The organism is Geomonas anaerohicana (genome assembly GCF_016458305.1).
Classification (GTDB): domain Bacteria; phylum Desulfobacterota; class Desulfuromonadia; order Geobacterales; family Geobacteraceae; genus Geomonas; species Geomonas anaerohicana.
Genome location: NZ_JAEMHL010000003.1, coordinates 308017 through 334447 on the forward strand (window position 1 = coordinate 308017; position 26431 = coordinate 334447).

Below are 26431 nucleotides of genomic sequence, written 5' to 3' on the forward strand. Positions count from 1 at the left end.
TCATGAAAAAGTATCTTTTGGCTTTGATGATGACCTTGGTAGCGCAAGGGGCCGGAGCCGCAGTGGTGGGACATAACGTGGAGTACCGCCAGGGGGATACGGTCCTCGAGGGATACCTGGCCTATGATGACACCATCAAGGAGAAGCGCCCGGGTGTGCTCATCATCCACGAGTGGACCGGCGTGAGCCCATACGAGAAGATGCGTGCCGAGCAGCTTGCCAGGCTTGGCTACGTTGCCTTTGCAGCCGACATCTACGGCAAGGGAGTGCGCCCGGTCGGACCCGAGCAGGCCGCCAAGGAAGCAGCCAAGTACCGGGGAAACGACCGGAGCCTGATCCGTGCGCGTGGCGCGGCAGGGCTTGAGACGCTGGCCGGGCTGCCCCAGGTTGATCCCAAGCGGCTGGCGGTGATGGGGTACTGCTTCGGCGGCACGGCCGCGCTGGAGTTGGCCAGGAGCGGCGCCGACGTGCTGGGTACGGTCAGCTTCCACGGCGGGCTCAGTACCCCCAATCCAGCCGACGCTAAGAATATACGCGGCAAGGTCCTCGCGCTGCACGGGGCCGATGACCCCTACGTGAAGCCTGACGAGGTGGCTGCGTTCCAGAAGGAGATGCGGGATGCCAAGGTGGACTGGCAGATGAATTATTACGGCAACGCGGTGCACAGCTTCACCAATCCCAAGTCAGGCAATGACAACAGCAAAGGGGCCGCGTACAACGAGAAGGCAGACCGGCGTTCCTTCGAGGCCATGAAGCTTTTCTTCAACGAGATATTCGGAACTCGATAGGCGATTCCGGCATGTGGTCCACTGCTCCTCCCCCCCGGAGGGAGGAGGTTGGGAGGGGGGATGTATTTGGTTGCTACTTTTTGAGCTCCCTGCCCCTCCCCCTCCTGGGGAGGGGAGTGAGACGGCAGGCCTTATGAGTCTCGCTTACTCAAAGCAGCAATGCCCAAAGGTGTAGCCATGGTGGATCGATCCCAGACTGAAGACCATCCGCTCGAATATGCCTCCTTCGAAGGAATCATCCCCGCCGGCAACTACGGTGCCGGGACCGTCCTCATCTGGGATCAAGGCTCCTGGGAACCGCTGTAAGGCGGGAAGGGGGATTACTACCGCGGCAGGCTCCATTTCATACTGCACGGTGAGCGGCTCAAAGGCGCTGGACCCTGATCCCCGTGGCCGGATTACTTCGAGCTTCGGCAAAAGTTGCCAGGTTAGAGAGCTTGACTTGCCCCCGCGGGCGGCGTTATACCTGTGCAATTCACTTTTCCCGGAGCATCCATGCCCGTTCGTTTCATCCACACCTCCGACGTTCATCTCGGCAAGACCTACCGCGCCTCCGGCTGCGACGCCCAGCGTTACCAGGACTTCTTCACCACCTTCGCCGCTATCGTGGCCGATGCCGTGCACGAACAGGTCGACTTCGTCCTGATCGGCGGCGACCTGTTCCACACCGGCCAGATTCTCCCCAGGACCTTCGCCAAGACCATTGAGATCCTGCAGCCCTTGAAGGACGCCGGCATCCCCTGCCTTGCCGTGGAGGGTAACCACGACTGGATCCACCGCCGCGACAGCGTCTCCTGGATGGAAGCGCTCTCGCAACTGGGCTACATCTCCCTGCTGCGTCCCTCCAGGAGCGCCGATGGCGGCTACCTTTTTGATGCGTTTGATCCGGAGCAGGGGAGCGGCGGGCACATCGAGGTCAAAGGGGTGAATATCTACGGCCTCGGGTATATCGGCTCCCAGGCGGGCAACCATGTGCCCCGCATCTGTGACGCCATCGGCACCAAGCGCAACATCCTGCTTTTCCACGTCGGGGTCTGGACTTACTCGCCGGTAGAAATCGGCAACATAAAACCGGAGGAAGCGCAGCCCCTGGCGGCATGCTTTGATTACGTCGCCCTCGGCCACGGGCATAAACCCTACATCGTCAATGATGCCGATGGCCGCCCCTATGCCTTCAACCCCGGCTCGCCCGATTGCGTCAACTTCGGGGAGGAGCGCTACGACAAGGGGTATTACCTTGTTGCGCTGGGCCAGGACGGCAAGGTAGCGCATGAATTCCGTCGCACCACGCCGCGCCCGATGCTGGTGGTCACTGCCAACCTGGACGGGGCGGGCAACGCAACGGACGCGTTGGAGCTGTTCAAAGCCCAGATGGCGCAGAAACTCGCTGGTTGCACGGACGAGCGAGCCCCGCTCATCGAGGTTCGTCTGGCCGGAAAGGTCGGCTTCCACCCCTTCGAGCTGAGTCGCGACCGTCTGCGCGCATCGCTGTGCGAAATCTGCGAGCCGCTGCACTTGGAGATAAAGAACCACCTCTCGCTGGTTGCTGGCGGGGGAGGGGAGGAGAAGGTCAAAAAGAGCCTCGCGGAGATCGAGCGGGACGTGCTGGGCGAGCTGATCGGTGCCAACAGCCACTACCAGGGACGTGTGGACGAACTGACGCGCCTGAGCCTGGCGCTGCGGGACCTGGTGCTCAAGGGTGACGTGGAAGGCGAGGAGCTTTTGAGTCTGCTCTCCTCGGGAGGTGACCAGTGCGCATAGTTTCGGTCCACCTCAAGAACATCAAATCGCATCGCGACAAGGAGCTCGTCTTCTCCCCGGGGATCAACGTCCTTTCCGGTGCGAATGGTTCCGGCAAGAGCACCATCTTCGAGGCCATCGGCTATGCCCTGTTCGGCGTCGACGCCAAGGACTTCGTCTCGAATGCCGAGCGCTTCCTCACCATCGGTACCAAGCGCGGCGAAATCGCTGTCGTCTTCGAACCGGCGCCGGGAGAGCTGTACCGGGTCACGCGGACTGTAGGTGCTGCCGGGAAGTGGCTCCTGGCCAAGGAAATCGGCGACGGGTTTGAGGTCGAGGAACACGCCAACATGGAGGAGACTGAGGCGCGCATCGCGCAGTTGCTCGGACTCTCCGCGGGGCGGCCGCTGTCGGAACAGTTCAAGTTGGTTATCGGCCCCTTCCAGAACGACTTCCTCGGTCCCTTCGTGATCAAGCAGCCAGCGAAGCGTCAGGATGCCTTCGACGAGATCCTCGGCATCGATGCCTGGCGCAAGACACAAGACAAAACAAAGGTTTTGACCAGCACCATTAAGGCAAAACTCGACGTGCTGCAGGCCGAGGTGGATAGCAAGTCTGAGCAGATTGCCGTACTCCCGGCGAAAGAAGAGGAACTGGTACTCCTGCGGGCGCAGGGCGAGTTCAAGCGGGGCGAGTTGGCAACGAAGACCGCGGAGCTTGATCAGGCCACTGCCCTGTTGAACGCGCTGGAAGCGAAAAAAGAGGCGATCCAGTCAGTCCAACAGGAGGTGCAGGGGCTGCAGGAGCGTGTCGAGTCCGGCAAGAACTACGTCGCTACGCAGCAACTTCTGGTCGAACAGTCGCAGCAGGCGGCGGCAGTCGTGGCGGCATCGGCCGCGGGCAAGCAGGCGTATGACGCGGCTGAGGCAAGGCTCAAGGAACTGCGTGAGCAGATACAGCAGAAGCACCAACTGGAAAAGAAGCTTGCTGACCTGGAAAAGGAACAGGGGAGCGTCCAGGCGATGCTGGAGGCGGAAAGCCGCGAACTCGAGCTGGCCAAGTCGACGATGGACGCGGAGCGCAAGCGCCTGAAGAGCGACCAGGACGCACTGGCGGCGGCATTTGCGGAGCAGAAGAAGCTGGAGACCGTGTCGGCCCAGGGGCTGGCATTTGCGGAGCAGAGCCGGCTTCTTTTCCGTGAACTCCCTATGCACAACATGGAGACGACGCTTCCCTATCTCAACGTTGCCCTGAGCCGGATAGAAGAAATCGACCGGCAGATCCGGGAACGGGAGAGCGTTTTGGCCGGTTCTGCGCTCCTCAAAGCGGAGGCCGGACAGTTGGCGGCGCGCCAGCTTCGGCTGGAGCAGATCCAGGCGCGACGGTCCGAACTTGCCGGGCGCAGGCATTCGCTAATCGAGGGGCGCGACAAGATCGGGGCTGGTGCCTGCCCGTTCTTCCAGGAGCCTTGTCAGAACCTGCAAGGGGCAGATCCGGCAGGTCTCTTTGATGCCCGCATTGCCGCCCTGGATGATCAGATCGCAGCCCTTGATCGCGAGGCGGCTGACCTGGCGTCCCAGGTGAGTGCTGCGCAACAGGCTGCTCATGAGCTGGCAGGCATGGAGCAGGTGGCTCTGGAGTTGGCCAAGGCGGGGCGGGAGCGGACAAAGCAGGAAGAAGAGTTCAGCCGCAATTACGCCCAGATCGCCGTGCCAGCACTTCGTGCACCGCTTGAAGAGTGGTTGGCAACTGCCGGTGTTGCCAATGTTTCTCTCCCGGAGTTGCCAGGCGCGGACGTCGACCTGGCGGCGGCACCTCAGCAGCGCCGGGACGCGCTGGCCCAGGCGACAGATGCATGGCAGGGCGTCATAAACCGGCTGGAATCTGCACTGGAAGAGCGCGTGAAGCAGGCGGCCGAGCCAGTCCAGGAATCTGCGCGCAAGCTGGCCGAGCTGTCGGCACGAGGGGAGGCGCTGGAACAAAAGGAGCGCGAGTTGGCCGACGCGCTGCAAAAGGCTGCCCTGCGGGAGCACTCTGTGGCGCGACACAATGCGCGGCTGGCCGCGTTGCTGACGGAGATCAGTGCCCGGAAAACAGAGGTCGCCGCATTCGCCGATGTGGAGCGGAGAGTGAAGGATGCGGAGGAGGAGCTGGTCCGTTTCCAACCGGCGCGCGACACCTACATCGCCAACCAGAAGGCGGCGGATGAACTGGGTAAGCACCAGGAGACCCTGGAGAAATACCAAAGGGGATTGCAGGTGCTCGCCGCGTCGCTGGCCGCCAAGCAGGCGGAACTGGCAAAGCTTGTCGCTGATTATCGCCCTGAGCAGCATGAGGCCGCGAAGAACGATCGGGAACAGCTGGTGATGGCGGCTACCAGGTTGAAGTCCGAGATTGGCGCCATTGCCGAAGGAGTGTCGCGGCTGGAAGGGGAGACTGCAGCGCTGCGCGCCGTCGCCGCCGAGATCGAGCAGAAGCTGGCGGCCATCGAAAAGCTGAAGGAGCAGGCCGACCTGGTCAAGTTCCTGCGCAACCAGGTATTCAAGAACGTCTCGGCCCAGCTCTCCGAGCGTTTCCGGGAGGAAATCAGCTTCCGCGCCGACCGCATCTATCGCAGCATCTGCGAGTCCGACGAGGAACTGCTTTGGGGCGATAACTACCAGATCGTACTCAAGGACATGGCCGACGGTAACATGAGGGAGCGCAGCGACGACCAGCTCTCCGGCGGGCAGATGATGAGCGCGGTCGTAGCCCTGCGCCTGGCCCTGTTGCAGACCATCGGCGCCCGTATCGCCTTCTTCGACGAGCCCACCTCAAACCTTGATGCCGAGCGGCGCGAGAACCTGGCCAAGGCATTCCGCGCTATCGATGTGGGCCAGGAGGAAGTCACCGAGCACTGGTACGACCAGCTCTTCCTGGTCAGTCACGACGTGAGCTTCACCGAGATTACTGACCAGACCATACAGTTGGATTGATTTGGTCTTGGCGGCGCCGGGAATTCCCTCCCCCGGAGGGGGAGGGTTATGGAGGGGGCTTCTTTTTCATTTATTCCCGACCACTTCCCCCCTCCCGACCTCCCCCCTCCGGGGGGAGGAGTATCCAACAAGGATTTTTATTCATGAATAACAAGCATCGTGGAGCCTGGTTCATCGTCGCTTCGGCGGCGGGATTCGCCACGCTCGGCATCCTCATAAAAAGCGCCTTTGACGGCGGTGCCAACATCAGCACCGTGCTGGCGGGGCGCTTCCTCCTGGCTGGTGTCTTTCTCTTCGGCATCCTGCGCGTGCGCGGCGTCAACTGCGCCCTCGACCGTAAGACCGCGCTGCAGCTCATCCTTATGGGGGCGGTCGGCTACGGCGGCATGTCCGGGCTTTACGCCAACGCCATCCACTATCTCCCCGCGTCACTCACCGGCATGCTCCTTTATACCTATCCCGCCTTGGTCACCGTCCTGGCGCTGATCGTGGGGGACGAGCGTTTCAACGCACCCAAAGGCATCGCGCTGGTGGTCTGCTCGGTGGGGTTGGTCTTGCTGCTGGGGGCGTCGTTCGAAGGGGCGCAACTCACGGGCATCCTTTCCGTACTCGGGGCCGCGGTGATCTACAGTTGCTACATCATCATCGGTAACCGCATCCTCAAGAACATCGATCCCATGGTCACCTCGCTCTGGGTCTGCACCGCTGCCGGGCTTGCCTTTTTCTGCTACGGTGCGGCCAAGGGGGAGTTGGTCCTCGATCTGAGCCCCGGTGGATGGCTTTCCATCGTGGGTATCGCCGTCTTTCCGACGCTGTTCGGTGTCATGGGGTTCTTCGCCGGTCTGCGCCTGATCGGCGCCACTAACGCCTCCATCATCAGCATGCTGGAGCCGCTGATCACCGTGCTCCTGTCCGTGATCCTGCTTGGAGAGCGCATCACACCGCTGCAGGGCTTCGGCGGCGCGGTACTCCTCTTCGGCGGGCTTATCCTCCAGCTATGGGGACATGAGGCGCGGCATGAGACGGTCACGGAAGTGTAAGGTCGCACCTTCTCAAAAGCTAGGCGCTGCAAGCTCTTCGCAGGTCGATTCAGTGTCCCCCTTTCGCAAAGGGGGATTGAGGGGGATTTGACTGTCCTTGCAGGCTTTGACGCACTCGCTACTTCGGCTAAATCCCCCTCACGTCCCCCCCTTCGCAAAAGGGGGGGACGTGAGGGGGCGTGCATCGCTTAGTGGACGAACTTGCTCCGCTTCCCTGAATTCTGCGGTGCTAGGGAAAGCTGGTTGAGCTGAAAGAAGCGTTCCGCTAAAGGGACAGGCACCTTATGGAGCCTGTCCCTTCCGCCACGCGATGCCCCCCGCCAATCGCCTGCTATCGTTGACTTTCCAGCACCGATCTGCTAGAGACATAGGGCTTGTAGCTAACCCGGCTTAAAGGAAGACATGGAAGAGTTCTTCATAAAGTTGTCCATCATGCTGGTTCCCGCGTTGATGGCAATTACCTGTCACGAGGTGTCCCACGGCTACGTCGCCGACAAGTTCGGCGACAACACTGCCAGATACCTCGGGCGCCTGACGCTCAACCCTCTGAAACATCTCGATATCCTGGGCACGCTGCTGATCTTCGTGATCGGGATCGGCTGGGCCAAGCCAGTGCCGGTCAACTTCGGCAACCTCCGCCATCCCAAGCGGGACATGATCTGGGTGGCGGCGGCCGGGCCGATCACCAATTTCTGTTTAGCGACCGTGTCGGCTCTCGCCATGCGCGCCTTGATAGCCGGTACCCAGAACGCCGCCGAGGGGTCCATGGTGGCGTCCTTTGCAGACCCGGTCACCTTGATGCTGGCTTTCTCGGTCTATATCAACCTGCTGCTCGGCGTGTTCAACCTGATTCCAGTGCCGCCCCTGGACGGCGGGCGGGTCGCAGTCGGGCTGCTGCCCTACGGTCTGTCCATGGCGCTGGCCCGGGTTGAGCCGTTCGGCATGATCATCATCGTAGCCTTGGTGTTTTTAACCAACGCTTTTAGTTATGTAATTGCACCCGCCCTTAACTTCGGCGTGCACCTGCTGGCCGGTCCCTACGCGAACCTGGTCTTCGGTGTCACCAAGCTCATGATGAAGGGGTAGGGGAGCAGAATCCAAAAAGGAGTTCGATTCTATGAGCAACAACCGTATCGTTAGCGGCATGAGACCGACTGGAAAGCTGCACCTGGGGCACTACCACGGGGTTCTGTCCAACTGGATGGAACTGCAGCGCAACTTCGAGTGCTTCTTCTTTGCCGCCGACTGGCACTCGCTGACCACCGAGTACGCCAGCACGGACGGTATCCAGGACAGCATCAACGAGATGGTGCTCGACTGGCTCGCTTTCGGAATCGACCCCGAGCAGAGCGTGATCTTCAAGCAGAGTCGGGTGCCGCAGCACGCGGAGCTGAACCTGATCCTGTCCATGATCACCCCGGTCTCCTGGCTGGAGCGCAACCCGACCTACAAGGAGATGCAGGAGAACCTGACCACCAAGGATCTCTCCACCTTCGGCTTCCTCGGTTACCCGGTGCTGATGGCCTCCGACATCATCGTTTACAAGGCCGCCCGCGTGCCGGTGGGGCAGGACCAGATCCCGCACCTCGAGATCACCCGCGAGATCGCGCGCCGCTTCAACTACCTCTACGGCGAGGTCTTCCCGGAGCCGGCCGCGCTCTTGACCGAGACCCCGAAGGTACTGGGCATCGACGGCCGCAAGATGAGCAAGAGCTACGGCAACGCCATCTTCCTGTCCGACGACGCCGAGGAGACCAGGAAGAAGGTCATGTCCATGGTCACCGACACCCTGCGTCCCTTCAAGCGTGACCCGGGCGAGCCGGACCGCTGCGTCGCCTTCACCCTGCATTCCCTCTACGTGGATGCCGACAAGCGTGCCGAGATCGTCGAAGGGTGCCGCGGCGCCCAGCTTGGCTGCGTAGACTGCAAGAAGATCCTGGCCCAGGCCATGGTCGACACCCTGGCGCCGTTCCGCGAGAAGCGCGTGGAACTGACCGAGAAGCCGGGCCTGGTGGAAGAGGTGCTCGCCGAAGGCAGCCGCAAAGCCGAAGTCGTCGCCAAGCAGACCATGGACGAGGCCCGCGCCGCGCTCAAAGTCTAACCGCTTTAACGGCTTTAACGGACGTTCAAGGTTCAACGTTCAACGTTCGATGTACCTCCTGCCTGTGGGGAGCGGCATCCCGGCGGCACCTTTGTCACGTTGAGCGGTTAGGGGAGTAACAAGTAACGGCGACCTTGCCCGTCGCGGAAATCCCTCTCGAACGTTGAACATTGAACGTTGAACCGCTTTTTAGGAGTTTTTTTGTCGCTCGAAGAGATGCAAAGCAACCTTTTCTCCGAAGCCCTGGAGCAGTCTTACCGGGTGCAGATCGAGGAGTTCGAGGGACCGTTGGACCTCCTGCTCCACCTCATCAAGAAGAACGAGGTGGACATCTACAACATCCCTATCGCTGCCATCACCAGGCAGTACCTCGACTACATGGAGATCATGAAGGACCTCAACCTCGACATCGCGGGTGAGTTCCTCGTGATGGCGGCAACGCTGCTGCAGATCAAGTCGCGCATGCTCCTGCCGGTTACCCCGGAGGAGGACGCCGATGGCGAGGTGGAAGACCCGCGTGCGGAACTGGTTCGGCGCCTTCTGGAATACCAGCGTTACCGCGATGCTTCGCAGATGCTCAACTGCCGCAACCTCCTGGGGCGCGAGGTCTTTGCCCGCAAGTTCGATTCCCCGGAGCTGGGTGAACTGGACCCGGTGGAAGAGCCGGCGGACGTCGAACTTTTCGAGCTGATCGAGGCCTTCCAGAAAGTGCTGGCGCGCGTCTCGGTCGACACCTTCCACGACGTCGTGGCCGATGGCATCTCCATCGCCGACCGCATCGGGGAGGTGCTCTCCATCCTGCATGCCGAGAAGACTGTCTGTTTCGACTCGCTCTTCAACACCGGCATGACCCGCGATCTCCTGGTGGTCACCTTCCTTTCCATCCTGGAGCTTTGCAAACTCAAGCTGATCAAAGTCGTGCAGATGGACAGCATGGGCTCCATTTGGCTGCATCTGGCTGCCAAAGAGGAAGGAGACGGCGAGGGCAGCGAAGAGGGTGAGGGCGAGGGCGAAGTCGTAGCAGAAGGGACTGGCTCCGTTTAGGTGCCCGTCCCTCTAGCGGAACGCTCCAATCCACTCAACCATCTTACCCAACCCCTAACGGGACAGGCACCTGCAAGCCCCTCTCCCTCCGGGAGAGGGTGCCCGAAGGGCGGGTGAGGGAGGTGCCACGAAGGGGGATCATTGCCTATTGCAGCGCCCTCACCCCAGCCCTCTCCCAGAGGGAGAGGGGGATTGGCATCTTGGCGGAAGTTCATCGCTAGTCAGGTTTGGTTTTTAAGGTTTACGGAGGCATCTGTTGTCGGGAAAGTCGCTAAAAGGAATCGTTGAAAGCATCCTGTTCGTCCACGATCAGCCGCTCACCCTGGACCGGTTGGCCGGCATCCTGGAGGAGTACGACCGTGCCGACCTGCGCGAGGCGCTGGACGAGCTGATCCAGGATTACGAAACAGCGGAACGCGGCATCGTCCTCATCCATGTCGCCGGCGGCTACCAGTTGCGCAGCCGCCCCGAACACGGCGACTACATCCGTAGGCTCAACAAGACTAAAGGGGTGAAATTCAGTCAGTCCGCCCTGGAAACCCTTGCCATCGTCGCCTACCGCCAGCCCATCACCCGTGCCGAGGTGGAATACCTGCGCGGCGTCGATTCCGGCGGCGTCATGAAGAGCCTCCTGGAAAAGAAGCTGCTGCGCATCATGGGCAAGAAGGACGTTCCCGGCAAGCCGCTCATCTACGGCACCAGCCGTGAATTCCTCGAACTCTTCGGCCTGAAGGACCTGAACCAGCTCCCCACTCTCAAGGAAATCCAGGAACTGGTGCCGCCCGATCCGTTCGCCGATCAGCCCGCGCTCCCGCTGGGATCCGCCGCTGCCACTGACACCGCGCCCGGTGCCGATTCTTTGGAACCCGTCGCATCCGTGGAATCAGTCGAATCCTTCGAATCCGTTGATCCCATTGACTCCTTGGAACCCGTTGAAGGGTAATCGCTGCTGAGTTAGAATATTGCCTGGTGCGCTGTTCATTAGCATTTCCGCAAAAGGAGGCTGGTATGGTACGGCAACCTGCAGTAGCTGGTAAGTTCTACACCGGCGATCCCGCCCGGCTCCGCCGGGAGCTCGCAGAGATGATGCCGCAGGGGGAGACCCAAAAGGCCATCGGCATCATTGCCCCGCATGCGGGCTACGTCTATTCCGGCAGGGCGGCAGGCAAGGTCTACGCCGCAGTGGATGTCCCCGACACCGTGCTGATCCTGGGGCCGAATCACACCGGCGCCGGTGTCGCCGCGGCGCTCGCTCCCGAAAACGAATGGCTCACGCCGCTGGGCGCGGTGCCGGTGAACCGGCGCCTATCGCAACTGATCCTCGACAACGCCCCGCTGGTCCGGGAGGACCCGCTGGCCCACCGTTTCGAGCACTCCCTGGAAGTCCAGGTCCCTTTCCTGCAATACCGTAACCCCGGCGTCTCCATCGCCGCCCTCTGCCTTGCGTTGCCCGACTATCGCTCCATCGCGCAGGTAGGCGAGGGGATCGCCCGTGCCATCGCCGCCTACGGCGAGGACGTCCTCATTGTGGCCAGTTCGGACATGACCCACTACGAATCCGCCGCCGCAGCCAAGGTGAAGGACGACCAGGCGCTAGCCCGTCTCGTCGACCTGGACCCGGAAGGGCTTTTGAAGGTCTGCCGCGAGAAGAACATCACCATGTGCGGCGTCATTCCGGCCACCGCGCTCCTGGTTGCGGCCAAGATCATGGGAGCCGACTCCTGCCGCCTGGTGCACTACACCACCAGCGGCGAGGTGAACGGCGACCTGAACAGCGTCGTTGCCTACGCCGCCCTCATGGTTTCCTGATGGAGATAATCACCACCCACGTCAACGCCGATTTCGACTGCATCGGTTCCATGGTCGCTGCCAAAAAGCTCCATCCCGATGCAGTCCTGGTGTTTTCCGGGGCCCAGGAAAAGGGGGTGCGTGACTTCTTCCAGAAAGCACCCCATCCGGAATTCGAGTCCCTGCGCATCAAGGACGTGGATTTCTCCGCCGTAACCCGCCTGATCGTCGTCGATTGCCAGCACTCCGCACGTCTCGCCAAGTTCGGTGAACTCGCCCAGAAAGAGGGGGTCGAGGTGCTGATCTACGACCACCACCCCATCAGCTCCGGCGACCTCAAGGCCGACGGCGGCATCATCCGCCCCTGCGGCTCCACCACCACTATTCTCGCGACGCTGTTGATGCAGCGCGGCATCGAGGTGAGTCCCGCAGAAGCCACCCTGATGATGCTCGGCATCCACGAGGACACCGGCAACCTCACCTTCCCCTCGACCACTGCCGAAGACTACGCGGTTGCTGCGTGGCTCCTGGAGCGCGGCGCCCAACTCAACGAGGTCGCCGACTCCATCGGCCGGGAACTGACGGTTGAACAGGTCTCGCTGCTGAACGACCTGCTCACCTCCCTGAAGACCAGCTCGCTGAAGGGGGTGGACGTCTCGGTCGCGCACGCCTCGGTGGACCGCTACATCGGCGACATCGCTTCACTGGCGCACATGATCCGCGACATGGAGAACCTGCAGGTGCTGTTCCTGGTGGTGGGGATGCAGGACCGGGTCTTCATCGTCGGGCGCAGCCGCATCCCGGAGGTGAGGGTGGGCGAGATCCTGCGCGAACTGGGCGGCGGAGGGCATGCTACCGCGGCGTCGGCCACGGTGCGCGGGCTCACCCTGATCCAGGTGCTGGAGCAGCTGGACGCGGTGCTGAAAAAGCGGGTCGATCCTATCCGTGTCGCACGCAGCATCATGTCCTCGCCGGTCAAGACCCTTCCCCCCGACTGCAGCATAGAGGAGGCGCGCGAGCGGCTGGTGCGCTACAACGTGAGCGCCATGCCGGTGCTCTCGGGCGACCAGGTGCTGGGCATCATCTCGCGCAAAACAGTGGAGAAGGCGCTCTACCACAACCTCAACGCGGTGCCCATCTCCGACTACATGCACTCCGAATTCTACGCAGCGAACCCCGAAACCCCGATCAGCGAGATCCAGAGCTACATGGTGGGTGGGGATTCCCGCCTGGTGCCCGTTCTGGACCAGGGGCGGCTGGTCGGGGTGATCACCCGCACCGACCTTTTGCGTTACAGCCTGGGGAGCGAGGCGATCTACGATCTGTCCCGCGACGCCATTCAGGTGAAGAACCGCGAGGTCGAGGGGATGATGAGACGCTACCTTCCCAAGGCCTCGGTGGAGATCCTGCACAACCTGGGGCGGGTCGGCGACCGGCTCGATCTCCCGGTCTACGTGGTGGGCGGCTTCGTGCGGGACCTGTTGCTCGGTCAGCAGAATTCCGATGTCGACGTCACCGTCGACGGCGACGGCATCCTCTTCGCCGAGACCTTTGCCGCCGAGTTCGGATGCCGGGTGAAGAGCCACGAGAAGTTCGGCACCGCCGTGATCGTCTTCCCCGACGGTTTCAAGATCGACGTCGCCAGCACCAGGCTGGAGTACTACGTCTCGCCGGGGGCACTCCCCACCGTGGAGCGCTCCTCGCTGAAGATGGACCTGTATCGCCGCGACTTCACCGTGAACACCCTGGCCATTGCCCTCAACAGCCAGTCCTTCGGCAAGCTGATCGATTATTTCGGCGCCTACCGCGACCTGCAGGCCAAGGTCATCCGCGTGCTGCACAACCTCTCCTTCGTCGAGGACCCGACCCGGGTGTTCCGCGCCATCCGCTTCGAGCAGCGGCTCAACTTCAAGATCGCCAAGCACACCGAGGACCTCATCAAGAACGCGGTCAAGATGGACTTCCTGGTGAAGCTCGGGGGGAGGAGGCTGCTCTCGGAACTGGTGCAGATTCTGAGGGAAAAGGAACCGCTGCAGGGCATCGCTCGCATGGCGTCGCTGGGACTATTGCGCTTCATCCACCCGTCCATCGAACTGACGTCGGAGTTGCAGGCGTCCCTGGAGGAAGTGCGCTACGTCGTCTCCTGGTTCGACCTTCTGTACCTGGAGCGCCCCTACGAGCGCTGGGCGGTCTACTTTCTCGCATTGTGCGAGGTGCTCTCGCCGGAGCAGTTCTCGGCCACCTGCACCAGGCTTGCCGTCAGCGAGCACCAGAGCGAACACCTGGCCGATATGCGGCGCCAGGGCGAGGAACTGATCGGCGCCATGGAGCGGAAACTGGCGCGGCAGGAGCGGCTTGAGAACAGCGAGATCTACTTCACCCTGCGCGTGCTTTCCGTCGAGATCCTGCTCTACCACATGGCCAGAAGCCACAACCCTGAAACCAAGCGCTGCATCTCGGTTTATTTCACCAAGTTGCATGGCATGGAGCCCCTCATCGGCGGCGAGGAGCTGAAACGGCTGGGCATAAAACCGGGCCCGATCTACCGCGAGCTTCTGGACGCGGTGTTGAGCGCCAGGATGAACGGTAAGGTCTCCAGCAAGGATGATGAAATCCGCTGGGTGCTCAAGCTTATCTCGTAGCTGTTGCAAATTTGCAACACCACCGTCTTTTCACGGTGGTGACGTAAAATGCCGGTTAATAACGTTTTTTGTCACAAGTGCCTATGATGTGAGGCGTTTACAGCACATTAAAGAACCCTTCCTCAACGCCCCCCGTTCCCCCCTCGAGTCCGTTTTGGCGTGCTGTCTGCGTTATTCCAGCTACTTAGCGCGTTGCTGCGATGTCATACCTTTTTTGGCCCCTGATTTGCAGTGGTTACGGCGAATCTGCACAAACCGGAAAAGGGGATCGTATGAAGAACCTGAAGCGCGCAGTGGCTATCGTAGTAACCCTCCTCTCTATGGCAACACCCTGTCTCGCACAAGAAAACGGTATGAAGACCATTTTCGAGGATTCTTTCTACGGCGGTCTCGCCGGCGGCCTGGTCGGCGCTGCCATGCTCGCTTTCACCGACAAACCCGGTGACCACCTGCAAAACGTCGGCATCGGCGCAGGTATCGGTGTCATTGTCGGCGCCGTTTACGGTGCAGTGACCACCTCCAAGTCCCTGGCGGAATACGACAACGGCAAGGTGAAATTCGCCATCCCCACGGTCCGCCCTGAATTCAGGGAAGGGAACGTCAAGGGACAGAGCAACATTGTTGCCATGGCCGAGCTGCTGCGCGGCAAGTTCTAATCAATCCTTACCCACACGAAACGTAAGGGAGGCTTTTGCCTCCCTTTTTTTTGCTCTATTAGCGAATGCTGTTGGTATTTCCTGGTTCCCAAGCTCCAGCTTGGGAACCCCATATGGCGCAAAGCTCCAGCTTTGCATCCGAGGGTAGTTGGAGCTTCGGAGAGGCTTTGCGTTCCCAAGGTGGACCTTGGGAACGAGATCAAGGGAAATACCAACACGGATCGCTAACACAGCCTTTTTTTTTGCACCCGCGCCGGGAGTGGGTTAAACTTCACGGGTTTACAGCTCACCAGCCGGGGGTGCCCATTGGCGGAAATTGAAACTCGCTCCGATTTGCTCTCCTATACCGATGCCATGCTCACCTGGGTCAGTGGGCGGGGGCGCATCCTCATCGTCGTGCACGACAATCCCGATCCCGACTCGCTCGCCTCTGCCATGGCGCTCAGGCACCTCTTCGCAGTACGACTGAACCGCGAGGCGGTAATCGCCTTTTCCGGCATGATAGGTAGAAGCGAGAACCTGGCCATGGCCAAGCTGCTGCAGATTCCGCTCACCCCGTTCCCGCTGATCGACCTTAAAGCCTTTCCCGTAGTCTGCCTGCTGGACACCCAGCCCGGCACCGGCAACAACTCGCTTCCTCCCGACGTGCGCGCCGACATCGTCATCGACCACCATCCCGTGCGCGAGAGCAGTACCTCCTGCCGCTGGGTCGATATCCGCCCTAACTACGGCACCACCGCCACCATCCTTTACGAATACCTGAAGGTGCAGGGGGTCTCAGTGGGGACCAAACTGGCCACGGCGCTCTTCTACGCCATCAAGTCCGAGACGCAGGACCTGGGGCGCGAGGCAACCAGGCCGGACCGCGACGCCTACCTGGTCCTCTTCCCCCTGGCCAACAAGACCCTGCTGAACAGCATCACGCGGCCCAACCTTCCCAGGGAGTACTTCATAGCGCTGCACAGCGCCCTGGAGCACGCCAGCCTCTACGGTAAGGTCCTGGTCGCCTCCCTGGACGGGGTGCAGTTCCCCGAGGTGGTCTCAGAACTTGCCGACCTCCTGGTGCGGCTGGAGGGAACCGAGACCGTGCTCTGCCTGGGACACTACAGCCAGGAACTGATTCTCTCCATCCGGACCACCAGCGAAGAGATCAATGCAGGAGAACTGATCCGCAAGCTGGTGGCCGGCATCGGCGCCGCCGGAGGGCATGGCATGATGGCGGGGGGGAAGATCGACAACGTGGCGACGGAACGGGTTGCGGAACTCGAAGCGGTGCTGACCCAGAGGTTCCTGGCGGAGCTCCAGGTGACCGACCCACCATTAGCGTTAGTCCCGTAAACAATTCATGAAAGCGGTTGCCAAAGCCCCCTTAAAATGCTAGTAAATACGGTATGTCCGTATTCCTAGATAACGCAGCGACTTCATTCCCGAAACCGGATGCCGTGTACCAGGCGATGGACGCTGCCATGCGGGAAGTCGGTGTCGCGCCGGGCCGGGGAGGATACCGCCAGTCGCTTGCCGCCGCCCGCATCGTCTTCGAAGCACGCTCCGCATTAGCCCGCTTTTTCGGGGTCTCGGACTCCTCCCGACTCGTCTTCACCCACAGCGCAACGGAATCGATCAATATTGCCGTGTTCGGACTGCTGAAACCCGGCGACCACGTGGTCTCCACCAGCGTGGAGCACAACGCGCTGTCGCGTCCGCTGCACCTGGCCGCCAAACGCGGTGTCGAGGTCACTTTCGTGCCGTCGGATACCTGCGGCGTGGTCTCGGAGCAGGACATCGCCCGTGCCATGCGCCCCAACACCAGGCTGGTCGCGCTGGCGCACTGCTCCAACGTCACCGGCGCGGTGCAGCCCATCGCCGAGATCGCCCGGGTGGCACGGCAGGGTGGCGCGCTGTTCCTGGTGGACGCAGCACAAAGTGCAGGCTTTTTCCCCATCGACGTGGAACAGATAGGGATCGACCTCCTGGCAGCCCCGGGCCACAAAGGGCTTTACGGTCCTCCCGGCACCGGCATCCTCGCGGTCGCCCCGGGCATCGCCCTGGAGCCGCTGCAGGTGGGCGGCACCGGCGGCAGCGCCAGTAACCCCGAGCCCCCGGAGCAGATGCCCGAGCGGCTGGAGAGCGGCACCATCAATACCCCGGCCATTGCCGGTCTCAAGGCCGGGCTGGACTTCATCGAGGCGACCGGCCTCGACGTCATCCGCGCCCGGGAGAGTACCCTGGTAGACCAGCTCCTGGACGGGCTTTCCGGCATCCCCGCGGTGCGGCTCTACGGGCCGCTCAAGGGAGAGCGCGGCGCCGCCGTCTCCTTCAACGTGGAAGGGCACGACCCGGCCGCCCTCGGCTACCTGCTCGACAGCGAGTACGACATCAGCGTGCGGGTCGGGCTGCATTGCGCACCGGACGTGCACCGCAGCATCGGCAGCTTTCCGGAGGGGACCGTGCGGGTCAGCCCCGGCTTTTTCAACACAGATTCGGATATCGACTTTTTTATTAAGGCACTGCGTGAGATAATATCATGAGCGCGGCTGCGGCTCATTAGTCGGGTACGGTACGCCACTCTCTGCACGAGCCTGTAAGGGCAATGCCGAATGGGGCGGCGCTGGGCGAATGATTATTCGCCCCTACAATAAACGGCACTAGACAGCACGAGACGGCCATGGAGCCGTGGAAGGGGATACTACGAAAAGTTCAGCTTTGTTGGTCAGGGATGAGGTATTCGGTTTTTCTGAAGGCAGCAACGTACAGGGAGTGGATATGAAGAAAATCTATGTTCTTGATACAAATGTACTTCTGTACGACCCGCAGGCTCTCACCAAGTTCGAAGACAACTCCATCATCATACCCATCACGGTCATCGAGGAAATCGACCGGTTCAAGAAGGACATGAACGAGACCGGCCGCAACGCCCGCCAGGTCTCCCGGCTCATGGACGCCTTCCGCAAGGAGGGGTCGCTGTCGCAGGGGCTTGAGTTGGATAGCGGCGGCACCTTGAAGATCGAGATCTACGAAGAAAAGGTGATGAAGCGACTCCCGCCCGAGCTGCGCGAGGAGAGGGGCGACAACCGCATCCTGGCGGTAGCCGTGGACCTCATGGAATCGCAGAAAGAGATGCCGGTCATCCTGGTCACAAAGGACACCAACCTGCGCATCAAGGCGGACGCCCTCGGGCTTTCGGCACAGGATTACGAATCCGACAAGGTCGCCATCGACGAGCTCTACACCGGGTGCGCCACCCTCGAGGTGGGGGCCGATGCCATCGACCGCTTCTACAGCCAGGGATGGCTGGACATGGACAACAACGGCTACCTGCCCAACCAGTACCTGCTCCTCACCGAGGTCGACAACCCGTCCCACAGTGCCGTGGGGCGCTTCGATCACGTTTCCCGCAGGATGGTGCCGCTGGCCAAGCTGGACCAGGATGGGGTCTGGAGCCTGTTCCCCAGGAACCTGGAGCAGTCCCTGGCGCTGGACGCCCTGTTGGATGACGACATCAAGATCGTTACCCTCGTGGGCAAGGCCGGTACCGGCAAGACGCTGCTCGCCATTGCCGCCGGTCTGCAGAAGACCGCGGAAGAGAACGTCTATAACCGCCTGCTGGTATCGCGCCCGGTGTTCCCGATGGGCCGCGACCTGGGCTTCCTCCCCGGCGACATCGAGGAGAAGCTTTCCCCCTGGATGCAGCCCATCTTCGACAACGTCGAGCTCCTTCTGAGCGGGCACGAAGGGGAGAAACGCCACAGCAAGGGGTACAAGGAGCTGATGGCGATGGGGATCCTCGAGATCGAGCCGCTCACCTACATCAGGGGGCGCTCCATCCCGAACCAGTACATGATCGTCGACGAGGCACAGAACCTGACCCCGCACGAGATCAAGACCATCGTGACCCGCGCCGGCGAGGGGACCAAGATCATCCTGACCGGCGACCCGTACCAGATCGACAACCCCTACGTGGATGCAGAGAGCAACGGTCTCACCTACGTGGTCGAGCGCCTCAAGGAACAGACCATCTCCGCCCACGTTACCATGACCAAGGGTGAACGCAGCGACTTGGCCGAACTGGCGGCGAACCTGCTGTAACGGACGCCAAAACCTTAGAACGGGAGAAAAAAGGGGGCACGCTGCTGGTGCCCTCTCTATTTTTTATGCTTTTACTTGCGCTGGAATCTTCATGTGACGAAACCGCGGCGGCGGTGGTAAGAGACGGTAGGACCGTCCTCTCCAGCATCGTGGCAAGCCAGATCAGTACCCATGCCGAGTACGGCGGTGTGGTCCCCGAGATCGCGTCGCGGCAGCACCTGGAGACCGTTTCCATCGTCGTGGAACAGGCGCTCCAGGAAGCAGGGGTGGGGATTGCGGACATCGAGGGCATCGCGGTGACCCAGGGGCCCGGGCTCGCCGGTGCGCTCCTGGTCGGTATCTCCGCCGCCAAGGGGCTCTCCTTCGGGAGGAGGATCCCGCTGGTCGGGGTGAACCACATCGAGGGGCATCTGCTGGCCGTGTTCCTGGAACGTCCGGTCGAATTCCCGTTTATCGCCCTGGCCGTATCCGGAGGGCACTCGCACCTGTACCGGGTCGACGGCATCGGCCGTTATAGAACGCTCGGGCAGACCGTGGATGACGCCGCCGGCGAGGCCTTCGACAAGGTTGCCAAGCTGATAGGGCTCCCGTACCCGGGTGGCGTGGCCATAGACCGTCTCGCTGCCTCCGGCGACCCCCAGGCCATAAAGTTCCCTCGCCCGCTTTTGCACGACGGCACCTTCAACTTCAGCTTCTCTGGGCTTAAGACCGCGGTGCTGACCCACGTGAGCAAGCACCCGGAGGCGAAGGAGGCGGGCATCAATGACCTGGCTGCTTCCTTCCAGGCCGCGGTCTGCGAGGTGCTCACCAAGAAGACGGCGGCGGCTATTGCCGAGACCGGCATCAAGCGGCTCGTGGTGGCCGGCGGTGTCGCGTGCAACAGCGCCCTGCGCCGCTCCATGGCCCAGTACGCCGAGGCCAACGGGGTGGAGCTCTCCATCCCGTCGCCGAAGCTCTGCGCCGACAACGCGGCCATGATCGCGGTCCCCGGTGATTTCTACCTGGGCGCCGGTTACCAAAGCGGCTTCGATCTGGATGCGCTGCCGGTCTGGCCGCTCGACAAACTCGCGGCGCGGTTCCAGGGAGGGAAGTGATGGAAAAAAGGATCAAGGCCAAGAAGGAGTTCGGCCAGAACTTCCTGGTGGACGACAACGTGCTGCACCGCATCGTTTCCTGCGTGGCGCCCACAAGCGACGACTGCATCCTCGAGGTTGGGCCGGGGAGGGGGGCGCTGTCCAGGCTCCTGGTGGCCAGCGGCGCGCGCTTCGTGGCGGTCGAGTGGGACCGCGAGCTGATCCCCTTTCTGCACGCCGAGTTTGCCGGCAACGACCGCGTCGAGATCGGCCACGGTGACATCCTGAGGGTGGATCTCCCCCAGATCCTCACCACGCGGGCCCCGGGTCACAAGTGGAAGGTCGCCGCGAACCTTCCCTACAACATCTCCTCCCAGGTGCTCTTCAAGTTCATGGAGCACTGCGACCTCTTCGAGTCACTGGTGCTCATGTTGCAAAAAGAGGTTGGCGACCGGCTCACCGCCCCCCCTGCCTGCAAGGACTACGGTGCCCTCACCGTGCTGCTCAGGCTGCACTTCGACATCCGCCGCGAGTTCATCGTGAAGCCCGGCTCCTTCCGTCCTATCCCCAAGGTGGACTCGGCGGTGCTCACCTTTACGCCGCTTGCCGCACCGCGGGTCGAGGTGGGTGACGAGGACCTGTTCCGCCGCGTGGTGAAGGGGGCTTTCCTTCAGCGCAGGAAGACGCTCTTGAACTCGCTGCGGTCGGCCGGCTTCGATGACGGCGATGGTTCGCTGTCCGACGCGCTGTCCCGCTGCGGCATTGACGGACTCAGGCGCGGGGAAACCCTGTCGCTGGAAGAGTTCGCGGCGCTCTCCAGGGACTTGTGCGCGGGGAAATCTCTGGCATAAACACACATGAGTGTGCTATATAAGAACGCTAATTTTTTATCCTAAGAGGAGTGCGCCTCATGAAAGTATGCGTGATCGGTTCCGGATACGTCGGCCTTGTTGCCGGCACCTGTTTCGCCGAGAGCGGTAACGACGTTATCTGCGTGGACGTCGACCACCAAAAGATCGAAGGTCTTAAAGGTGGCGTGATCCCGATTTACGAGCCGGGGCTGAAGGAAATGGTGCTCAGAAACGGCGAGGAAGGGCGCCTGAAGTTCACCACCGATCTGGATGCCGCCGTCAAGGAGTCCCTGGTCTGCTTCATCGCGGTGGGGACCCCGCCCGGTGCGGACGGTTCCGCCGACCTGCAGTACGTCCTCTCCGTGGCCCGCAACATCGGCCGTGCCATGGAAAGCTTCAAGATCATAGTCGACAAGTCGACCGTCCCCGTGGGGACCGCGGACAAGGTGCGCGCGGCGGTGAAGGAAGAACTTGACGCCCGCGGCGTGCACATCGAGTTCGACGTGGTCTCCAACCCCGAGTTCCTGAAGGAAGGGGCGGCCATCGACGATTTCATGAAACCCGACCGCGTCGTGATCGGCACCGATAACGTGCGCACCGCGGAAATAATGAAAGAGCTGTACTCGGCCTTCATGCGCAAGTCCAACCGCATGCTGGTCATGGACATCAGAAGCGCCGAGATGACCAAGTACGCCGCCAACGCCATGCTGGCGACCCGCATCACCTTCATGAACCAGATCGCCAACCTGTGCGAAAGGATGGGCGCCGACGTCATGGCCGTGCGTGAGGGGATCGGTTCGGACTCCCGCATCGGCTACGACTTCCTCTTTCCCGGTGTCGGCTACGGCGGCTCCTGCTTCCCCAAGGACGTGAAGGCGCTGGTGCGGACCGCTGACGAGTGCAGCTACGACTTCGTTCTTTTGAAGGCGGTGGAGGAGGCCAACGAGCGCCAGAAGCGGATCCTCTCCGACAAGATCGAGCGTCGCCTGGGGCAAGGTGGCGACAAGCCGCTCGCCGGCATGAGTATCGCAGTCTGGGGTCTGTCCTTCAAGCCGCGCACCGATGACATGAGGGAGGCACCGTCGCTCACCATCATCAACCGGCTCCTGGAGTTGGGCGCGACGGTGCAGGCCCACGACCCGGAGGCCCTCACCGAGGCCAAAAAGCATTTCGGCGACCGCATCGGCTACCACATGAACCAGTACGAGCCGCTCAAGGGCGCCAACGCCCTGGTCATCATCACCGAGTGGAACGAGTACAGAAACCCCGACTTCGACCGGATCAAGACGCTCCTGGTCAACCCGCTCGTCTTCGACGGCAGGAACCTGTACCAGCCCGGCCGCATGCGCGAGATCGGCTACGAGTACCATCCCATCGGCCGAAACGGCGCGGCATCCTGCGAGATGGAATAAGGGTCGTTCAACGTTCAACGTTCAACGTTCGTCCAGTTTTTTTGCTTTGGCTCTTTCTTCCTGGCGGCACCTGGTGTCCCTGCCGTCAAGGTACAGTTCTTCGAAGGCAGGGAACCCTATCGAACGTTGAACGTTGAACGTCGAACGGGTTTTGAGAGGTTTTATGCGCATACTGGTCACCGGCGGTGCCGGGTTCATCGGTTCACATCTTTGCGAGAGGCTCCTGAAGGAAGGGCATGACGTCATCTGCCTCGACAACTTCTTCACGGGGAGCAAACGCAACATCGCGCATATGCTGGAGCACCGCAGCTTCGAGCTGATACGCCACGACGTCACCGAGCCCATCCTCCTGGAGGTGGACCGGATCTACAACCTGGCCTGTCCCGCTTCGCCGATCCACTACCAGTACAACCCCGTGAAGACCACCAAGACCAGCGTCATGGGCGCCATCAACATGCTGGGGATCGCCAAGAGGGTGAGGGCCAGGATCCTGCAGGCCTCGACCTCGGAGGTCTACGGTGACCCGCAGGTGCACCCGCAGACCGAGGCCTACTGGGGCAACGTCAACACCCTGGGGCTTAGAAGCTGCTACGACGAGGGGAAACGGGTCGCCGAAACCCTGATGATGGATTACCACCGCCAGAACCACGTCGACGTCAGGATCATCAGGATCTTCAACACCTACGGCCCCAAGATGGCCGAAAACGACGGCCGCGTGGTCTCCAACTTCATCCTGCAGGCCCTGAAGGGCGAGGACATCACCGTCTACGGCGAGGGGGAGCAGACCCGTTCCTTCTGTTTCGTCTCCGACCTCGTCGAAGGGATGGTGCGCATGATGGAGACCCCCGGCTTCACCGGACCGGTCAACCTGGGCAACCCCGCGGAGACCACCATTCTGGAATTTGCCAAGAAGATCATAGCTCTCACCGGGTCCACCTCGCGCATCGTCTATCGCCCGCTTCCGGCGGATGACCCCAAACAGAGGCAGCCGGACATCACCCTGGCCAAGCAGATGCTGGGCTGGGAGCCCAAAGTGAGCGTGGACGACGGGCTCAAGCAAACCATCGACTATTTCCGCTCCGTCCTCACCTCGGCATAGGAACGCATGCAGAAACGATTTTTTCTAGTACCGGCCGCAGTGATCCTCTTCATTCTCTGCTTCACCGTCTTCGGTGACCGGGGACTGCTGCGCATCAACCACCTTCACCGCGACCTGGACGAGACGCAGAAGCACCTCAACGAGTTGAAAGAGGAAAACGACAAGCTGAAGCGGGAGATCGCCGCGCTGCAGTCGGACCGGCGCTACCTGGAGAGCATCGCCAGGCGCGACTTCGGCCTGGTGCGCAGCAACGAGGTGATCTACCAGTTCCCGGGGGGGGGCAAGCCCGCTGCTGCCGGCACTCAGGCACAAGGGGCGACGCAGGGTGCCGCGCCCGCTGCAGCACCGGTGGCACAGGGTGCCGCGGCGGGAAAGCCGGCCCAGCCGGCGCAGCCGGCGACGCACTCCGGCAAGTAACGAAGCCCCCAGGGGGCATTTTGAGGGAAAAGGTATGACTCAGGCTGGAAAGCAACACTGCGTGGTCTGCGCCTGGCGCGAACACTGCTCCAAGAAGTTTTGCGTGCCCGACGGCGGCGCCCGCTGCCCGGACTTCACACGCGACGTAACCATAAAACCCGTGCCCGACGCGGAAAAGGATAAGGAAAGGGAGGAGAAGATATGAAGGAGCAGCTGCGCGCATGCATCCTGAAGGGAATCGAGGGGTGTTTCGCCGACGGCACGCTCACCTCTGGTGTGGTCCCGGCCATCAACGTGGAGAAACCGGCGCACGCCGAGCACGGAGATTTCGCCACCAACGTCGCCATGCAGATGGCCAAGCAGGAGCGCAAGGCGCCCCGCGCCGTGGCCGAGGCCCTGGTCAAGAAACTCGCCGAGGCGTCCGACCTGATCCAGTCCGTCGAGATCGCGGGCCCGGGCTTCATCAACTTCTTCATCAAGGACAGCGCCTGGAGAAAGATCCTCACCGACATCGACCGTGCCGGTGACCAGTACGGCAAGAGCAAGGTGGGTTCCGGCAAGAAGGTCCAGGTAGAGTTCGTCAGCGCGAACCCGACCGGACCGCTGCATATAGGCCACGGCCGTGGCGCCGCGACCGGCGACGCGGTGGCTTCGCTCCTCTCCGCCGCCGGTTTCGACGTGCAGCGCGAGTACTACATCAACGACGCCGGCAACCAGATGAACACCCTGGGGCTTTCCGGCCTCCTGCGCTACAAGGAACTCCTGGGCGAAAAGATCGACTTCCCGGAGAACTGCTACCAGGGCGATTACATCAAGGACATCGCGCGGGACGCCATCACGAAGCACGGCGACCGCTTCCTCAAGGCGCCCCAGGAAGAGGGTGTCGCCTTCTTCGCCAAGATGGGGGGCGACCTGATCCTCAAGGGGATCGACGACGACCTGCAGGACTTCGGCATCCGCTTCGACAACTGGTTCTCCGAGCAGTCCCTGTTCGACGAGGGGAAGGTCACTTCCGCCATCGCCGAGATGCAGCAGAAGGGGCACATCTACGAGGAGGAGGGGGCGCTTTGGTTTAGGACCACCGCCTTTGGCGACGACAAGGACCGCGTCGTAGTGCGCAGCAACGGCGTCACCACCTACTTCGCCTCCGACATCGCCTACCACCGCGACAAGTACGTACGCGGCTTCGACTGGGTCATCGACGTCTGGGGTGCCGACCACCACGGCTACGTGCCGAGGCTGAAAAGCGTGGTGCAGGGGCTCGGCCGCCCGGCGGACGACCTGGGCATCATCCTGGTACAGCTCGTCTCGCTTCTGCGCGACGGTCAGCCGGTAGCCATGTCCACCAGGAGCGGTGAGTTCGTGACGCTGAAAGAGGTCGTGGACGAGGTGGGGCGCGACGCGGCGCGTTTCTTCTTCCTGATGCGCCGCTCCGACAGCCAGCTCGACTTCGACCTTGAGCTCGCCAAGCGCCAGAGCAACGACAACCCGGTCTATTACGTCCAGTACGCACATGCGCGTATCAAGAGCATCTTCGACACCGCCAAGGAGCGCGGCGTTGAGCCCAACTTCCAGGCGGTGCGCCTGGAGTTGCTGGAAAGCGCCGACGACATGAGCCTCATCAAGAAGCTCTCCCTCTACCCGGAGATCCTGGAGGGGGCGGCGGTGAACTTCGAACCGCACCGGATCACCTACTACCTGCAGGACCTGGCCGGCGAGTTCCACAGCTTCTACAACAAGAGCAGGGTAATTACGCCCGAGGAGCCCGAGCTCACCCAGGCCCGCCTGTTCCTCTTGCACTGCGTGGCCGTCACCTTGAAGAACGCGCTGACCGTGCTCGGGATTTCGGCTCCGGAGAGGATGTAGGAGGAGCGCATGCGGCTTGACTACAGCGACAAAATGAAGGCGGTCAGGGAGAGCGCGGAGCGCGTGAAACCCGTGCAGAAGAACCGCCCGCGCCGCGAACCGATCGGCACCTTTGCGGTGGTCGGCCTGTTGCTGCTTGCCCTGGGGTACGGTGCCGGGGTGCTGACCGGATGGTTCCTCTTCAATGGGAAGGTCGATGCCAAGGCCCTTGCCGCGGCGCAGGCCGCAGCCCAGCAGAAGGCACAGGCCGCAGCCGCGGCGCAGCCGGCGCCCGCCGCTCAGCCCGGGCAGGCGGTTCAGCCCGGCCAGCCGGGTCAGCCCGCCCCCGACGTCCCGCTTACCTTCTACAAGACCCTGCCTTCGGGCGGGAAGGGGGCCATGGGGAGCGGCATCAACACCAAGCTTCCCGAGGTGCAGTCCAAGGCGGCTGCCGCGGCACCGGCCGCGAACGCGGCGCCCGCTGCCGAACCGGCCAAGCCGGCCGCTGCCGCTCCGGCAGCCAGGGCCCCGGAGGCCAAACCGGCGGAGAAACCAGGCGACAGGGCTTCCGATACCGCCGTTGACAAACCCGCCGCCGAAAAGCAGGGTGGCGAGGTGCGCTACCTGGTGCAGGTCGCTTCCTACAAGGACAGGAAAGAGGCCGACGCGGTGCGCGCCAAGCTGGTCGCCAAGGGAGTGGCCGCGTACCTGGTAGAATCGAAACTGCAGGATAAGGGCGTGTGGTATCGGATCAGGGTAGGGCGGCACCTCTCCAAGCAGGAGGCTCAACAACTGGCCGGGAAGGTAGGAAGCGGGGCGACTGTCGTCACCGAGTAGCTTTTTTGCCCCCTGGATGGTTTTTTTTCTCTCCCCG

At 62.1% G+C, this 26431-nt stretch carries 22 protein-coding genes and 1 pseudogene; all 23 read left to right on the top strand.

Features of this window, described 5'->3' with window-relative positions; all coding sequences use genetic code 11:
- The first annotated feature begins 2 nt into the window (after window positions 1–2).
- The 23 genes and pseudogenes from JFN91_RS07740 to JFN91_RS07850 all read left to right on the top strand — a co-directional run bounded on the left by JFN91_RS07740 (window position 3) and on the right by JFN91_RS07850 (window position 26394).
- Window positions 3–788, top strand: coding sequence for a dienelactone hydrolase family protein (locus JFN91_RS07740; protein WP_199388629.1), 786 nt, complete (start codon window positions 3–5; stop codon window positions 786–788).
- Between the two features lie 177 nt (window positions 789–965).
- Entirely contained in the window at window positions 966–1094 is a 129-nt protein-coding gene (locus tag JFN91_RS07745; RefSeq protein ID WP_215907312.1) for a DNA polymerase ligase N-terminal domain-containing protein, read from the top strand.
- 189 nt (window positions 1095–1283) lie between these two features.
- Entirely contained in the window at window positions 1284–2549 is a 1266-nt protein-coding gene (locus JFN91_RS07750) for a metallophosphoesterase family protein (protein WP_199388631.1), read from the top strand.
- Window positions 2540–5503, top strand: coding sequence for an AAA family ATPase (locus JFN91_RS07755; protein ID WP_199388632.1), 2964 nt, complete (start codon window positions 2540–2542; stop codon window positions 5501–5503). Before JFN91_RS07750 ends, JFN91_RS07755 begins: the two co-directional genes overlap by 10 nt.
- A 143-nt stretch (window positions 5504–5646) precedes the next feature.
- The gene (locus JFN91_RS07760; protein ID WP_199388633.1) at window positions 5647–6543 is read left to right on the top strand and encodes a DMT family transporter; all 897 of its coding nucleotides are present in this window, start codon (window positions 5647–5649) and stop codon (window positions 6541–6543) included.
- A gap of 402 nt (window positions 6544–6945) precedes the next feature.
- Window positions 6946–7629 carry a site-2 protease family protein gene (locus JFN91_RS07765; RefSeq protein WP_199388634.1) on the top strand — a complete coding sequence of 228 codons (684 nt, stop codon included), beginning with the start codon at window positions 6946–6948 and terminating at the stop codon, window positions 7627–7629.
- Window positions 7630–7660: 31 nt separating this feature from the next.
- On the top strand, window positions 7661–8644 hold the full coding sequence (gene trpS / locus JFN91_RS07770; protein WP_199388635.1) for a tryptophan--tRNA ligase: 984 nt from the start codon (window positions 7661–7663) through the stop codon (window positions 8642–8644).
- Window positions 8645–8845: 201 nt separating this feature from the next.
- Window positions 8846–9688: a segregation and condensation protein A gene (locus JFN91_RS07775; protein ID WP_199388636.1), complete on the top strand. Its 843-nt coding sequence runs from the start codon at window positions 8846–8848 to the stop codon at window positions 9686–9688.
- A 256-nt stretch (window positions 9689–9944) separates the two neighbouring features.
- Window positions 9945–10511 (top strand): annotated as a pseudogene (gene scpB, locus JFN91_RS07780) (SMC-Scp complex subunit ScpB); the annotation flags it as partial.
- A gap of 185 nt (window positions 10512–10696) precedes the next feature.
- The gene (amrB, locus tag JFN91_RS07785; RefSeq protein WP_199388637.1) at window positions 10697–11497 is read left to right on the top strand and encodes an AmmeMemoRadiSam system protein B; all 801 of its coding nucleotides are present in this window, start codon (window positions 10697–10699) and stop codon (window positions 11495–11497) included.
- The gene (locus tag JFN91_RS07790; RefSeq protein WP_199388638.1) at window positions 11497–14118 is read left to right on the top strand and encodes a CBS domain-containing protein; all 2622 of its coding nucleotides are present in this window, start codon (window positions 11497–11499) and stop codon (window positions 14116–14118) included. Before amrB ends, JFN91_RS07790 begins: the two co-directional genes overlap by 1 nt.
- A gap of 353 nt (window positions 14119–14471) precedes the next feature.
- Window positions 14472–14774, top strand: a complete 303-nt coding sequence (locus JFN91_RS07795) for a hypothetical protein (RefSeq protein WP_236015027.1) — start codon at window positions 14472–14474, stop codon at window positions 14772–14774.
- A gap of 354 nt (window positions 14775–15128) precedes the next feature.
- On the top strand, window positions 15129–16112 hold the full coding sequence (locus JFN91_RS07800) for a DHH family phosphoesterase (protein WP_199388892.1): 984 nt from the start codon (window positions 15129–15131) through the stop codon (window positions 16110–16112).
- Window positions 16113–16165: 53 nt separating this feature from the next.
- Entirely contained in the window at window positions 16166–17302 is a 1137-nt protein-coding gene (locus JFN91_RS07805) for an aminotransferase class V-fold PLP-dependent enzyme (protein WP_199388640.1), read from the top strand.
- A 235-nt stretch (window positions 17303–17537) separates the two neighbouring features.
- Window positions 17538–18860, top strand: a complete 1323-nt coding sequence (locus JFN91_RS07810) for a PhoH family protein (protein ID WP_199388641.1) — start codon at window positions 17538–17540, stop codon at window positions 18858–18860.
- 65 nt (window positions 18861–18925) lie between these two features.
- On the top strand, window positions 18926–19954 hold the full coding sequence (gene tsaD, locus JFN91_RS07815) for a tRNA (adenosine(37)-N6)-threonylcarbamoyltransferase complex transferase subunit TsaD (protein ID WP_199388642.1): 1029 nt from the start codon (window positions 18926–18928) through the stop codon (window positions 19952–19954).
- Window positions 19954–20784 (top strand): 16S rRNA (adenine(1518)-N(6)/adenine(1519)-N(6))-dimethyltransferase RsmA, encoded by an 831-nt coding sequence (gene rsmA / locus JFN91_RS07820; RefSeq protein ID WP_215907313.1) that lies wholly within the window; start codon window positions 19954–19956, stop codon window positions 20782–20784. Before tsaD ends, rsmA begins: the two co-directional genes overlap by 1 nt.
- A gap of 59 nt (window positions 20785–20843) precedes the next feature.
- The gene (locus JFN91_RS07825; RefSeq protein WP_199388644.1) at window positions 20844–22196 is read left to right on the top strand and encodes a UDP-glucose dehydrogenase family protein; all 1353 of its coding nucleotides are present in this window, start codon (window positions 20844–20846) and stop codon (window positions 22194–22196) included.
- Window positions 22197–22359: 163 nt separating this feature from the next.
- Complete coding sequence (locus JFN91_RS07830) at window positions 22360–23295, top strand: UDP-glucuronic acid decarboxylase family protein (RefSeq protein ID WP_199388645.1); 936 nt, start codon at window positions 22360–22362, stop codon at window positions 23293–23295.
- Between the two features lie 6 nt (window positions 23296–23301).
- A complete protein-coding gene (locus JFN91_RS07835) occupies window positions 23302–23712 on the top strand; it encodes an FtsB family cell division protein (protein WP_199388646.1) in 411 nt (136 codons plus the stop codon).
- Window positions 23713–23746: 34 nt separating this feature from the next.
- Window positions 23747–23917 (top strand): hypothetical protein, encoded by a 171-nt coding sequence (locus JFN91_RS07840; protein WP_183346272.1) that lies wholly within the window; start codon window positions 23747–23749, stop codon window positions 23915–23917.
- Window positions 23914–25578, top strand: coding sequence for an arginine--tRNA ligase (gene argS, locus JFN91_RS07845; RefSeq protein WP_199388647.1), 1665 nt, complete (start codon window positions 23914–23916; stop codon window positions 25576–25578). The genes JFN91_RS07840 and argS overlap by 4 nt, the downstream gene beginning before the upstream one ends.
- A 9-nt stretch (window positions 25579–25587) precedes the next feature.
- A complete protein-coding gene (locus tag JFN91_RS07850) occupies window positions 25588–26394 on the top strand; it encodes an SPOR domain-containing protein (RefSeq protein WP_199388648.1) in 807 nt (268 codons plus the stop codon).
- Window positions 26395–26431: the final 37 nt, after the last annotated feature.

Excerpts from the sequence above, each read along its gene's own strand:
- JFN91_RS07740 (WP_199388629.1), top strand. The coding sequence starts at position 3 with ATGAAAAAGTATCTTTTGGCTTTGATGATGACCTTGGTAGCGCAAGGG.
- JFN91_RS07745 (WP_215907312.1), top strand. The coding sequence starts at position 966 with ATGGTGGATCGATCCCAGACTGAAGACCATCCGCTCGAATATGCCTCC.
- JFN91_RS07750 (WP_199388631.1), top strand. The coding sequence starts at position 1,284 with ATGCCCGTTCGTTTCATCCACACCTCCGACGTTCATCTCGGCAAGACC.
- JFN91_RS07760 (WP_199388633.1), top strand. The coding sequence starts at position 5,647 with ATGAATAACAAGCATCGTGGAGCCTGGTTCATCGTCGCTTCGGCGGCG.
- JFN91_RS07765 (WP_199388634.1), top strand. The coding sequence starts at position 6,946 with ATGGAAGAGTTCTTCATAAAGTTGTCCATCATGCTGGTTCCCGCGTTG.
- trpS (WP_199388635.1), top strand. The coding sequence starts at position 7,661 with ATGAGCAACAACCGTATCGTTAGCGGCATGAGACCGACTGGAAAGCTG.
- amrB (WP_199388637.1), top strand. The coding sequence starts at position 10,697 with ATGGTACGGCAACCTGCAGTAGCTGGTAAGTTCTACACCGGCGATCCC.
- JFN91_RS07790 (WP_199388638.1), top strand. The coding sequence starts at position 11,497 with ATGGAGATAATCACCACCCACGTCAACGCCGATTTCGACTGCATCGGT.
- JFN91_RS07795 (WP_236015027.1), top strand. The coding sequence starts at position 14,472 with ATGAAGACCATTTTCGAGGATTCTTTCTACGGCGGTCTCGCCGGCGGC.
- JFN91_RS07800 (WP_199388892.1), top strand. The coding sequence starts at position 15,129 with ATGCTCACCTGGGTCAGTGGGCGGGGGCGCATCCTCATCGTCGTGCAC.
- JFN91_RS07805 (WP_199388640.1), top strand. The coding sequence starts at position 16,166 with ATGTCCGTATTCCTAGATAACGCAGCGACTTCATTCCCGAAACCGGAT.
- JFN91_RS07810 (WP_199388641.1), top strand. The coding sequence starts at position 17,538 with ATGAAGAAAATCTATGTTCTTGATACAAATGTACTTCTGTACGACCCG.
- tsaD (WP_199388642.1), top strand. The coding sequence starts at position 18,926 with ATGCTTTTACTTGCGCTGGAATCTTCATGTGACGAAACCGCGGCGGCG.
- rsmA (WP_215907313.1), top strand. The coding sequence starts at position 19,954 with ATGGAAAAAAGGATCAAGGCCAAGAAGGAGTTCGGCCAGAACTTCCTG.
- JFN91_RS07825 (WP_199388644.1), top strand. The coding sequence starts at position 20,844 with ATGAAAGTATGCGTGATCGGTTCCGGATACGTCGGCCTTGTTGCCGGC.
- JFN91_RS07830 (WP_199388645.1), top strand. The coding sequence starts at position 22,360 with ATGCGCATACTGGTCACCGGCGGTGCCGGGTTCATCGGTTCACATCTT.
- JFN91_RS07835 (WP_199388646.1), top strand. The coding sequence starts at position 23,302 with ATGCAGAAACGATTTTTTCTAGTACCGGCCGCAGTGATCCTCTTCATT.
- JFN91_RS07840 (WP_183346272.1), top strand. The coding sequence starts at position 23,747 with ATGACTCAGGCTGGAAAGCAACACTGCGTGGTCTGCGCCTGGCGCGAA.
- argS (WP_199388647.1), top strand. The coding sequence starts at position 23,914 with ATGAAGGAGCAGCTGCGCGCATGCATCCTGAAGGGAATCGAGGGGTGT.
- JFN91_RS07850 (WP_199388648.1), top strand. The coding sequence starts at position 25,588 with ATGCGGCTTGACTACAGCGACAAAATGAAGGCGGTCAGGGAGAGCGCG.